We start from the raw sequence: 13,018 nt of genomic DNA, 5'->3' as shown, positions 1-13,018 counted from the left end.
GGACGATGATATACCTTTGTGCTTCTTGCAATATAAGATGCGAAATATATTCACCATCCCGAGCGATCATCCTGCGAGCACCCATGAGCACTTACGAGAATTATCCGCGTGACCTGGTCGGCTACGGCCGTACGCCTCCCCATCCGCAATGGCCCGGCCAGGCGCGCGTCGCCCTGCAGTTCGTGCTCAACTACGAGGAAGGCGGCGAGAACAATGTGCTGCATGGCGATCCGTTTTCGGAGACTTTTCTCTCCGAAATTATAGGGGCGCAAGCCTTCCCCATGCGCCACATGAGCATGGAGTCGCTCTACGAATACGGTTCGCGCGCCGGACTGTGGCGCGTGCTGCGCATTTTCGAGGAGCGCAAGCTGCCGCTGACGGTGTTCGGCGTCGCGATGGCGCTCAAGCGCCACCCGGAGGCGGTGGCCGCCTTCCGCGAGCTGGGCCACGAGATCGCCTGCCACGGCCTGCGCTGGATCTCCTACCAGAACGTCGACGAAGCCACCGAGCGCGCGCACATGAAGGAAGCGGTCGAGATCATCCGCGATCTCACCGGCGAGGCGCCGCTGGGCTGGTACACCGGCCGCGATTCGCCCAACACCCGGCGCCTGGTGGCGGAGCACGGCGGCTTCGTCTACGACGCCGACCATTACGGCGACGATCTGCCGTTCTGGACCGAGGTCTCGTTCACGGATGCGAATGGCTGGCATGCGGTGCGTCCGCATCTGGTGGTGCCCTACACGCTGGACACCAACGACATGCGCTTCGCCGCCATGCAGGGTTTTAATTCGGGCACCCAGTTCTTCGATTACCTGAAGGATGCCTTCGATGTGCTGTATGCGGAAGGCGATCCGAACGGCCTGAACCAGCCGAAGATGCTGTCGATCGGCCTGCACTGCCGGCTGGTGGGGCGGCCGGCAAGGGCAGCGGCGCTGGCGCGTTTCCTGGATTATGTGCAGACGCACCAGCATGTCTGGATTACGCGAAGGATCGATATTGCGCGGCACTGGGAAACGGTGCACCCTTTTGTAAAGTGAACTACTAATGCGTCATTCCCGCTTTCGCGGGAATGACGAGCAAAAAGTAGTATTTGATTTTGCTTATATCCAAAATAATCGAAGGCTTATAGCTGCCACCCCCTCCGGTGTTAATCTCGCAAGCTGGGTTAAATCCGAGGCAACAATGTCAACACCGATCCGATTCTTTTACCGCGGGGCCGTCCAGGAAGTCAGTCAGGTCTCCCCCACGCAGACCGTGCTGCAGCACCTGCGCGAAGACCTGCATTGCACTGGCACCAAGGAAGGCTGTGCCGAAGGCGACTGCGGCGCCTGCACCGTGGTGATCGGATCGCTGGAAAACGGCCAGCTCGAGATGAAGGCGGTGAACGCCTGCATCCAGTTCACCCCGACCCTGGACGGCAAGGCCCTGTTCACCGTCGAAGACCTGGCCCAGGGCAACCGGCTTCACCCGGTGCAGCAGGCCCTGGTCGAATGCCATGGCTCGCAGTGCGGCTTCTGCACGCCGGGCTTTGCGATGTCGCTGTGGGGCATGTACCTCAAAAACGAGGGCGGCGCCTGCCCCTCGCGCCGCGAGATCGACGACACCCTGTCCGGCAACCTGTGCCGCTGCACCGGCTACCGCCCGATCATCGATGCCGCCCGCCGCATGACGGAACTGCCGCGCGTGGACTTCGACCGCGCAGCGCTGGCCAATACCCTGCGCGGCCTGCAGCGCGAAGCCGGTACTGTCTATAGCGCGCAAGGCCAGACCTTCCACGCCCCGCGCACCGTCGACGAACTGGTGGCGGCGCGTGCCGCCCATCCGCAAGCCGTGCTGCTGGCCGGCTCGACCGACGTCGGCCTGTGGGTCACCAAGCAGATGCGCGAGCTGACCGACATCATCTGGCTCGGCCACGTCGAGGAATTGAAATCCGTGCGCGAACAGGATGGCATGCTGGAGATCGGCGCCGGCGTTTCGCTGAACGATGCCTATGCGGCCATCTGCGCGCGCTATCCGGAGCTGGCTGAGCTGTGGCAGCGCTTCGCCTCGCTGCCGATCCGGAATGCCGGCACCCTGGGCGGCAATGTCGCCAATGGTTCGCCGATCGGCGATTCGATGCCCTGGCTGATCGCGCTCGGCGCCGCCATCGTGCTGCGCGGGCCGAACGGCGAACGGACGCTGGCGCTGGAAGACTTCTATCTCGGCTACCAGCAGAAGGATCTCCAACAAGGCGAATTCGTGCAGGCGCTGCGGATTCCGCTGCCGCGCGCCGGTTTGGGCCCAATCGTCGCCTTCCGCACCTATAAACTGGCGAAGCGCTTCGACCAGGACATCTCGGCCGTGTGCGCCGCGTTTGCCCTGCAGATCGAGGCCGGCATCGTGCAGCAAGCCCGCATCGCCTTCGGCGGCATGGCCGCGACCCCGAAACGCGCCGCGCTGGCCGAAGCCGCCCTGCGGGGCCGCGCCTGGGACGAAGCCGCGGTGAAAGCGGCGATGGCCGCACTGGCGCAGGACTATGCGCCCTTGACCGACATGCGCGCCTCGAACGCCTACCGCATGCAGGGCGCGCAGAACCTGCTGCGCCGCTTCTGGCTGGAGACGCGGACCGAGAACCCGCTGCCGGCCGAAGCCGTGAACGTATTTGCGCAAGCGAGCGCCTGAGGAGACCGGACCATGAACGATATGAGCGCACCGGAACTGAAGACGGCGGCGTGGACCGCGGTCGGGGTCTCGAAGGCCCATGAATCGGCACGTCTGCACGTGCTCGGCCAGGCCGACTACACCGACGACATCGCCGAGGTCCGCGGCACGCTGCACGCGGCGCTGGGGCTGTCAGCCAAGGCGCACGCCAACATCCTCGCGCTCGATCTGGATGCGGTGCGCGCCAGCCGCGGCGTGGTGGCGGTCTACACGGCCAGGGATATCCCCGGCACCAACGATTGCGGCCCCATCATCCACGACGATCCGATCCTGGCCGATGGCCTGGTCCAGTACGTGGGCCAACCGATCTTCATCGTGGTCGCGGACAGCCACGACAACGCACGCCGCGCCGCAAAGAAGGGCGTGGTCACCTATGAGGAGCTGCCGGCGATCCTGACGCCGCAGGCCGCGCGTAAGGCGCAGTCGTACGTGCTGCCGCCGATGCACCTGGCCAGGGGCGACGTCAAGTCCGCCTTCGAGCGCGCCCCGCATACCGTGAAAGGCGAGCTGCACGTCGGCGGCCAGGAACAGTTCTACCTCGAAGGCCAGATCGCCTACGCCATCCCGCAGGAAAACGACGGCATGCTGGTGCAGTGCTCGACCCAGCACCCGAGCGAGATGCAGCACGTGGTCGCGCATGCGCTGGGCCTGCACTCGCACCATGTGGTGGTCGAGTGCCGGCGCATGGGCGGCGGCTTCGGCGGCAAGGAGTCGCAGTCGGCGCTGTGGGCGGCGGCAGCAAGCATCTCGGCCAGGCTGCTTGGGCGTGCCGTCAAGCTGCGCGCGGACCGCGACGACGACATGCTGGTCACCGGCAAGCGCCACTGCTTCCATTACGAATACGAAGTCGGCTACGACGACGAGGGCCGCATCGTCGCGGCAAAGGTGGACATGGTCTCGCGCGCCGGCTACTCGGCCGACCTGTCAGGCCCGGTGGCCACGCGCGCCGTCTGCCACTTCGACAATGCCTATTACCTGTCGGACGTCGACATCCGCGCCGCCTGCGGCAAGACCAACACGCAGTCGAACACCGCCTTCCGCGGCTTCGGCGGCCCGCAGGGCGCGATCGCGATGGAATACGTGCTCGACGAGATCGCGCGCAATCTCGGCCGCGACGCGCTCGACATCCGCAAGCTGAACTTCTACGGCAAGACTGAAAACAACGTCACGCCCTACGGCCAGGTCATCGTCGACAACGTGATCCACGAGCTGGTCGACGAACTCGAAGGCAGCAGCGAATACCGTGCGCGCCGCGCCGCCATCGACGCCTTCAACAAGACCAGCCCGGTGCTGAAGAAGGGCCTGGCGCTGACCCCCGTAAAATTCGGCATCGCCTTCAACGTCACCCACCTGAACCAGGCGGGCGCGCTGGTGCACGTGTACGTGGACGGCTCCATCCTGGTCAACCACGGCGGCACCGAGATGGGGCAGGGCGTCAACACCAAGGTGATGCAGGTGGTCGCGCACGAGCTGGGCGTCAACCTGGACCGGGTGCGCATCACCGCCACCAACACCAGCAAGGTCGCCAACACCTCGGCCACCGCGGCCTCCACCGGCGCGGACCTGAACGGCAAGGCGGCCCAGGATGCGGCGCGCCAGATCCGCGAGCGCCTGGCCGCCTTCGCCGTCAAGCAGCACGGCGGCGCAATCGAAGACGTGCGCTTCGCCGCCGACACCGTGTTCGTGGGTGGCCAGAAAATTCCGTTCGGCGAACTGGTGGCCAAGGCCTACCTGGCGCGCACCCAGCTGTGGTCGGACGGCTACTACGCCACCCCGGGCCTGTCCTGGGATCCGAAGACCATGACCGGCCGTCCGTTCTCCTATTTCGCCTACGGCGCGGCGGTGGCCGAAGTGGTCGTCGATACGCTCACCGGCGAATGGAAGCTGCTGCGCGCCGACGCGCTCTACGATGCCGGCAAGTCGCTCAATCCGGCGCTGGACATCGGCCAGGTCGAAGGCGCCTTCATCCAGGGCATGGGCTGGCTGACCACCGAGGAGCTGTGGTGGAATGCCGGCGGCAAGTTGATGACCCATGCGCCGTCGACTTACAAGATTCCGGCGGTCTCGGACTGCCCGGAAGACTTCCGCGTGCGCCTGTTCGAGAACCGCAACGTCGAGGATTCGATCCACCGCTCGAAGGCCGTGGGCGAGCCGCCGCTGCTGCTGCCGTTCTCGGTCTTCTTCGCGATCCGCGATGCGATTTCGAGCGTGGGCGGACACAAGGTCAACCCGCCGCTCAACGCGCCGGCGACCTGCGAAGCCATCCTGAACGCCGTTGCCGCCGTCGAAGCGGCAGTCACGCCGGGCGCCTGAGATGGAAGACTGGCTGCAAGCTGCGGCATCCGATGCCGGGCCCGGTGCCGCGCCCGGCGCGCGCCCCGCGGTGCTGGTCACCGTCGCCGCAAGCGAAGGCTCGGTGCCGCGCGAACCCGGCGCCCGCATGCTGGTCGATGCGACCCGCCAGTGGGGCACGGTCGGCGGCGGCCATCTGGAGCTGCGCGGCGTCGAGACTGCGCGCGCGATGCTGGCAAATGGCGAGACCCGCCGCCTGGAGCGCTTTCCGCTCGGCCCCAGCCTGGGCCAATGCTGCGGCGGCGTGGTGCAGCTGGCCTTCGAGCTGCTGGACCGTGACCACGCGGCGCTGCTGGCGGCACGGTCGAACGAAGACAGCTGGCGCCTGGTCGCGCTGGACGGCGCACCCGACCTGGCCCTGTTCGACGCCGCCGGCCAATGCCTTCAGGGCAGTGCAAGGCCAGGCTTTACACGCGGGCACGGCGCGCCGCAGTTTACGCATATAATGCGCGAGCCCGACGGCCGGCGCTGGCTGGTGGACAAAGTCGCAGCGCCGCAAGCGCACCTGATGCTGTTCGGTGCCGGCCACGTAGGGGCGGCCATCGTGCGCGCCCTGGCCGAGCTGCCTTGCCGCGTGACCTGGGTCGACGAGCGCGAAGACCTGTTCCCCGCCCAGGTGCCGGCGAATGTCACGGTCGAAGCCACCGACACCCCGGAGGTGCTGGCGGAACGAGCGGCGCCGGGCACCAGTTTTCTCGTCATGACCCACAGCCACGCGCTCGACCAGCGCCTGGCCGAAGCGATCCTGAAACGTCCCAGTTTTGAAACCGACTGGTTCGGCTTGATCGGATCGCACACCAAACGCAAGCAGTTCGAACATCGCTTGCGCGACCGCGGGATCGCCCAGGCGCGCCTGGCGTCCATGGTCTGCCCGATCGGCGTGCCCGGCATCGAAGGCAAGCAGCCCGCCGTGATCGCCGTCGCCGTGGCCGCGCAACTATTGATGGTGTGGGAAGCCCGCACCGCCAACCTGGCTTCAAGGGAAACCATCTAAATGTCGATCGACACCCAGAACCTGCAGGCCTACCGAGCGAGCCTGCTGCATTTTCACGCCGATCCGGCCTTTGCGGAAGACGCTTACGCCTGGCATGCCGATGGCCTGCTGGTTATCGAGAATGGCCGCGTCAAGGCGGCCGGCGATCATGCGCAGCTGGCGTCCACGCTGCCGGCCGGGGTCGAGATCGTCGACTACCGCGGCAAGATCATCGTGCCGGGCTTCATCGACACCCATCTGCACTTCCCGCAGACCGACATGATCGCCTCGCCGGCGCCGGGCCTGCTGCCGTGGCTGGAGAACTTCACCTTCCCGACCGAGCGCCAGTTCGGCGATCCCGCGCATGGCCGCGCCACCGCCGATTTCTTCCTCGACGAGCTGCTCAGGAACGGCACCACCACGGCCCTGGTCTACTGCACGGTGCACAAGGAATCGGTCGATGCGCTGTTCGAGGCGAGCAGCGCGCGCAACCTGCGCATGGGCGGCGGCAAGGTGCTGATGGACCGCCACTGTCCGGACTTCCTGCAGGACACCGCCGACCTGCGCGAGAGCGAGGCGCTGATCCGGAAGTGGCATAACAAGGGGCGCAACATGTACGCGATCACCCCGCGCTTCGCTCCGACCTCGACCGAAGCCCAACTGGCCGCCACCGGCGAGCTGGCCAAGGCCTATCCGGACACCTTCATCCAGACCCACGTCTCGGAAAACCAGGACGAGTGCCGCTGGGTGGGCGAACTGTTCCCGCAGCGCCGCAGCTACCTGGACGTGTACGACCACTACGGCCTGATGCGCGAGCGCGCCATGTACGGCCACTGCATCTGGCTGGACGACGCCGACTTCGCGCGCATGGCGGAAACCGGCTCGGCGATCTCGCATTGCCCGACCTCGAACCTGTTCCTGGGCAGCGGCCTGTTCGATATCGCGCGCGCCGACAATGCCGGGGCGCTGGTCTCGCTGGGCACCGACGTGGGGGCGGGCACTTCGTTCTCGATGTTGCAAACCATGAATGAAGCGTATAAAGTTGCGCGACTGAAAGGCAGCTACCTCCCGGCCCTGCGCATGTTCTACCTCGCCACGCTGGGCGCCGCGCGCAGCATGCAGCTCGAGGGCACGATCGGCAATTTCGTGCCGGGGCTTGAAGCCGATTTCATCGTCCTCGATCCCAAGTCCACGCCGCTGCTGGCGCGCCGCACCGCGCACAGCAACACGCTCGAGGAAACCCTGTTTGCGCTGGCCCTGCTGGGCGACGACCGTGCCATCCGCGCTACCTACGCGGCCGGCCGGCTGGTCCATGAGCGGACGCTGCCCTGACGTTCCGACCGTAGACCGACCGAAAGCACCTATGCAGAAGACTCTCCTCGCCGCGGCTCTGAGCCTGGCCCTTGCCGCAACGGCCAACCAGGCCGGCGCCCGCCCAGCCGCGCAGAACGCCAACGAAGCCGCCACCGCCCGTCATTACGCCGCCCTGATTGCGGGCAGCGAGCCGAAGACGGCCGAGCTGACCATGTTCTTCACCCAGATGCCCAAGGGCGGCGACCTGCACCATCACTACTCGGGCGCGATCTACGCCGAGACCTATGTCGACTTCCTCGACAAGCAGGGCTACTGCGTCAACAAGCAGACCTACAAGATCGAGACCGACAAGGCACTGGTCGAGGCCGAGCGCGCCAAGCCGGCAAAAGAACGCAATTGCCTCGGCACCGCGGACGTCTACGCCGACGACTTCACCTACCGCGAGCTGCTGCAGCGCTGGTCGAGCAAGGATTTTTATAACCACGGCGCGCTGCAGGCGCCGCCGGACCGCCAGTTTTTCCAGACCTTCGGCTACTTCGGTCCGGTCTCGAACGCCAACTTCCACGAGGGCCTGGTCGAGATCAAGGAACGCGCCATCCGCGAGAACGTGGCCTACATCGAGACCATGTTCAAGATGTCGCCCTTCGTCGTCAACAAGGATTTCGATGCGCAAGCCTGGCAGAACGCGCGCGACGACAAGGCCTTCGAAGCCCAGATGCGCGCCTGGATGGGCCAGCTGGAGCAGGACCAGAAGTTCAACGGCGCCATCGCCGACTTCGTGAAGAAGATCGACGAAGCCGCCGCCGGCATCGACGACGAGCGCTTCACCATGCGCTACCAGACCTATGTGCTGCGCCTGCTGAATCCGTCGCAGGTGTTCTCCTCGATGCTGGCCGGCTTCAAGGCGGCAAAACAGGGCAGCAAGATCGTGGGCGTCAACATCGTCGGCCAGGAAAGCCAGATGGTCTCGATGCGCGACTACACGCTGCACATGAAGATGTTCCGCTTCCTGAAGTCGGTCTACCCGGACGTCAAGGTGGCCCTGCACGCCGGCGAACTGGCACTGGGCGACGTGCCGCCGGAAGACCTGCAGTACCACATCGACGAAGCCGTGAACCTGGCCGGCGCCGACCGCATCGGCCACGGCATCGACCTGGCCCACGAGACCAACATCGTGGCCATCATGCAGCGCATGCGCGAGAAGGACATCCCGGTCGAGATCAACCTGACCTCGAACGCCTTCATCAATGGCGTGAAAGGGGAGAACCACCCGGTCACCCTGTACCGCAAGTACGGCGTGCCCTACGTGATATCGACCGACGACGCCGGCGTGACCCGGCATAACCTGGCCGGCGAGTACGTGCTGTTCGCCAGCCGCTACAAACCGAACTACGCCGAACTCAAGCAGGCTTCGTATAACAGCATCCGTTATTCCTTCCTGGACGCCGCCGGCAAGGCGCGCCTGAAGAAGCAGCTGGACGTGCGTTTTGCCAAGTTCGAGGCGGAGATTGCGGGCCTGGGCAAGGCTGCGGTCAAGCACTAAAACCCGAAATACCACGTCGTTCCCGCGCAGGCGGGAATCCATGCTGAGTTGGCCGAGACGCTCAGCATGGGTTCCCGCTTCCGCGGGAACGACGCCGTTTACGGGCTTAACCCCCTCAAAAAAGTATATGTTTATGCTATCTCTGTGGTCAACTCGCTACAAATTTTGCGGAATCTAGAAGGCTTTGCCCAAAAAACAAGCGAAACGATTTTTCTACAGAATGCCTCCCTTATAATCCCGCCGTACGCTTTTCCCAGGGGAAAGTAGCGTTATATGGAGATTTTTGCCTGCTTTTTAAGCAACTTAGACGTGCAGGCTATAAATTTCTAACAGAAAACGTATTTGTCAGTGTTTCCAGCTTCATGCATATTGGTCTTTTATTAACCAATTTCAAGACGAAGCTGCCAAATTCGGTTGTCACGGCCGAGAAATAATTGACCACTAGAATCGCGTGCTCTGTTTTGCGCTTGATGGACGGAATGTACAGACGACGGCGATGAGCGGTCGGTCTTAGGGTTGCAGTACTGTGAGAGAGGGAACGACGTTCCCTTATATAACTATTAGTCTTTTTGGGGTTAATCCAATGATCTATCAAAAACGGATCCAGCTGACCAAGCTGGCGCTGGCGTTGTCGATTGCTCTGGCGGGCGCACCAGCGCTTGCTCAGAACACGACTTCGGCAGTTGGCGGTCGCATCACCAGCCCGGACGGCGCGCCTGCCGCCGGCGCCTCGGTGCAAATCATCCACACCGAATCGGGTTCGGTCAGCACCGTCACCACCGACGCGCAAGGTCGCTACATCGCACGCGGCCTGCGTACCGGCGGTCCGTACACGATCATTATCACGAAGAACGGCGTCACCGAAAAACGTGAAGGCGTCTACCTGGAACTGGCGGAAACCGCTGCCGTCGACGCCACCATCGGCGCGCCGATGCAGACCGTGACCGTTGCCGGCAACCGCGCACGTGCCGAAATCTTCAACCGCTCGAACATGGGCGCCGGCACCTCGATCAGCAACGCCGAGCTGCAGACCCAGGCTTCGATCAACCGCAGCCTGCAGGACTTCGCACGTGCCGACCCCCGCGTGTCGCAGACCGACAAGGAGCGTGGCGAGATGTCCGTCGCCGGCACCAACTCGCGCTTCAACTCGATGACCGTCGACGGCGTCGCCATCAACGACACCTTCGGCCTGGAAGCCAGCGGCACCCCGACCGCGCGCCAGCCGATCTCGATCGAAGCCATCCAATCGGTGCAGGTCAACGTCGCCAACTACGACGTGACCCAGAAGGGCTACACCGGCGGTAACATCAACGCGGTCACCAAGTCCGGTACCAACAACTGGAAGGGCGGCGTCTACTACGTCTACCGTGACGACAACCTGGTCGGCAAGCGCTACAACGTCTCGGCCGATACCTACAGCGACGCGCCGAGCTTCACCGAAACCACCAAGGGTGTCTGGGCCAGCGGTCCGATCATCCAGGACAAGCTGTTCTTCTACGCCCTGAGCGAAGAAACCAGCTCGAGCCGCGCAGCACCGGACTTCGGCTACATCGGTTCGGGCACCGGCAGCACCGTCGGCATCACCCGCAACGAGATCGACCGCATCCGCGACACCGCCAAGAGCGTCTACGGCCTGGACCTGGGCAACACCGTGGCGGGCGGCAGCGAACTGAGCTCGCGCGAGCAGATGTTCAAGGTCGACTGGAACATCAGCGACAACCACCGCGCCAACCTGCGTATCCAACGCACCTCGCAGTCGGAACCGATCTACCCGGGCTTCTCGAACAGCGGCATTGCGTTGAATTCCTACCTGTACAACCAGGAAAAGAAGATCCAGACCTACGTTGCGCAAGTCTTCTCGGACTGGACCCCGACCTTCTCGACCGAGTTCAAGGCCTCCAAGCGTGACTACGACTCGGTGCCGAAGAACAACGCCCGTCTGCCGACCCTGGGCTTCCAGTTCAGCGGCCCGCTGCCGTCGGACGCCCCGAGCGGCACCGGCACCGGCAACCGCTTCGTGAATGCCGGTACCGAAAACTCGCGTCAGCAGAACGTGCTGGGTACCCGCACCGCCGACTACTACGGCGGCGCGAACTGGACCGTTGGCGACCATGAGATCAAGTTCGGTGCCGACTACCAGAAGAACAAGATCTACAACGCGTTCCTGCAGAACGTGTACGGTAACTACACCTTCGCCTGCGATAACAACTTCACCTACTCGTTCGGTTCGATCAACTGCGGCAGCGCTTCGCTGGCCCAGATCGAAAAGGCCGTGTTGGAGAACTTCAGCCGCGGCCGTCCGACCTCGTACACCCTGCAGTCCGCTGCGCCAGGCTACACCCTGAACGACGCGATCGCCCAGTTCTCGATGGAGAACACCGGCCTGTTCCTGCAGGACACCTGGACCGTCAACCGTAACCTGACCGTCAACTTCGGCGTGCGCGTCGACGAAGTCGGTCTGGACAAGCGTCCGCCGGCCAACGCCGCCGTGGCTGCAGCCACCGTCGCCGGCGTCAACGGCGGCCGCCAGACCGGCGGTTTCGGCCGTGACAACACCGCGACCCCGGACGGCACCCGCCTGTTCCAGCCGCGCTTCGGCTTCAACTACCGCTTCAACACCCAGCGCATGATGCAAGTGCGCGGTGGCGCCGGCCTGTTCCAGGGCGCCGCCATGAGCGTGTGGCTGGCCAACCCGTACCAGAACGCCGGTATCGCCACCCGTACGGTCCAGTGCTCCGGTTCGGCCGCAAGCCGCTGCCCGAGCGTGGACGGCACCTTCAGCCCGAACGTGGACGCCCAGAAGTCCGTGACCGGCTCGACCCCGACCGCCAACGTCGACCTGCTGGATCCGGGTCTGCGCCAGCCGTCGACCTGGAAAGCCAACCTGGCGTTCGAAACCGAACTGCCGTGGTACGGCATGGTTGCAGGCGTCGAGGCACTGTACCTGAAAGTCAAGGACGGCCTGACCTACCAGAACCTGAACCTGGGCAGGCCGGGTGCGATCGGCACCGACGGTCGTGAGCTGTACTACGGCGCCACCGGCGGCCTGCTGGCTCGCTGCTGGAACGTGGGTAACAACTCGGTCAGCACCGCGTCCGGTTGCACCAACACCAACAAGGCACAGAGCAACGCGTCCTTCGGCAACGTCCTGATGGCGACTAGCACCGACAAGGGCGAGAGCCGTGTCGAAACCGTCTCGCTGAAGTACCCGATGACCAAGGGCTTCGGCTTCACGGTGTCGGCTACCCACACCTACGCGACCGAAGTGTCGAACCTGACCTCGTCGACCTCGAGCTCGAACTACGGCGCACGTGCCTCGTTCAACCCGAACGAAGACGTGGCGGCCAACTCGGCTTACCTGGTGAAGAACCGTATCAACGGCAACATCAGCTTCGAGCGTGCCTTCCTGGCCGGCTACAAGACCCGCTTCGGCCTGTTCTACGAAGGCCGTACCGGCAAGCCGTTCAGCTGGACCTACAAGAACGACCTGAACGGCGACGGTATCAACAACAACGACCTGATGTACATCCCGAAGGCTTTCGGTTCGGGTGAAGTCGTGTTCGCAGGCGATACCGCCACCAACCACGCCAACGAGCAGCGCTTCTGGGACGTCGTCAACGCCAACAAGGCGCTGAAGAACGCCGCCGGTGGCGTCGTGGGCCGCTACAGCGACTTCTCGCCGTGGACCAACAGCTTCGACATGAAGATCAGCCAGGAAATCCCGGGCCTGTTCGCTCGCAACAAGGGCCGTATCGACCTCGACATCTTCAACGTCGGCAACCTGCTGAACAAGAAGTGGGGTCACATCAACGAGATCGGGTTCTCGTCGCAAGGCGGCCAGTCGCGCGGCTTCGTCGACTACGCTGGTCTGGATGCACAGGGTCGTTACGTCTACGCCGTGCGCAGCACCGTGGACAACTACAACATTCGCCAGAACAAGGGCGAATCGCAGTGGGCAGCCCAGGTCACCCTGCACTACGATTTCTAAGTCTGACGACCTGATTTCGTAGGTAGCACGATCGAAACGGCCGGTGGCGACACCGGCCGTTTTTTCGTCTGTAAAGACCCCGCGACGGCTGGATTACATGCAATAATTCCCGGCTTAGTTTGTCGCAACAAGATAAGGTTTACTACTT

General features: G+C 64.1%; 7 protein-coding genes. All 7 read left to right on the top strand.

The annotated features are described in order from the left end of the window. Nucleotides 1–83: 83 nt before the first annotated feature. The 7 genes from puuE (at nucleotide 84) to NX782_RS15000 (ending at nucleotide 12,870) form a co-directional block, all read left to right on the top strand. Complete coding sequence (gene puuE, locus NX782_RS15030) at nucleotides 84–1,037, top strand: allantoinase PuuE (protein WP_258846288.1); 954 nt, start codon at nucleotides 84–86, stop codon at nucleotides 1,035–1,037. Between the two features lie 145 nt (nucleotides 1,038–1,182). Then, nucleotides 1,183–2,661, top strand: coding sequence for a xanthine dehydrogenase small subunit (gene xdhA, locus NX782_RS15025; RefSeq protein WP_258846287.1), 1,479 nt, complete (start codon nucleotides 1,183–1,185; stop codon nucleotides 2,659–2,661). 12 nt (nucleotides 2,662–2,673) lie between these two features. Then, on the top strand, nucleotides 2,674–5,013 hold the full coding sequence (xdhB, locus tag NX782_RS15020; protein ID WP_258846286.1) for a xanthine dehydrogenase molybdopterin binding subunit: 2,340 nt from the start codon (nucleotides 2,674–2,676) through the stop codon (nucleotides 5,011–5,013). 1 nt (nucleotide 5,014) lies between these two features. Further along, a complete protein-coding gene (gene xdhC, locus NX782_RS15015) occupies nucleotides 5,015–6,046 on the top strand; it encodes a xanthine dehydrogenase accessory protein XdhC (RefSeq protein ID WP_258846285.1) in 1,032 nt (343 codons plus the stop codon). Beyond that, entirely contained in the window at nucleotides 6,047–7,357 is a 1,311-nt protein-coding gene (gene guaD / locus NX782_RS15010; RefSeq protein ID WP_258846284.1) for a guanine deaminase, read from the top strand. It abuts the gene before it with no gap. A 31-nt stretch (nucleotides 7,358–7,388) separates the two neighbouring features. After that, the gene (locus NX782_RS15005) at nucleotides 7,389–8,882 is read left to right on the top strand and encodes an adenosine deaminase family protein (protein WP_258846283.1); all 1,494 of its coding nucleotides are present in this window, start codon (nucleotides 7,389–7,391) and stop codon (nucleotides 8,880–8,882) included. A gap of 583 nt (nucleotides 8,883–9,465) precedes the next feature. Next, nucleotides 9,466–12,870 (top strand): TonB-dependent receptor, encoded by a 3,405-nt coding sequence (locus tag NX782_RS15000; RefSeq protein ID WP_258846282.1) that lies wholly within the window; start codon nucleotides 9,466–9,468, stop codon nucleotides 12,868–12,870. Nucleotides 12,871–13,018: the final 148 nt, after the last annotated feature.

This window comes from Massilia norwichensis (assembly GCF_024753245.1).
GTDB classification, from domain to species: Bacteria; Pseudomonadota; Gammaproteobacteria; order Burkholderiales; family Burkholderiaceae_D; genus Telluria; species Telluria norwichensis.
Note: the sequence above shows the minus strand (reverse complement) of the source record. Positions and strands in the feature narration are given on the sequence as shown.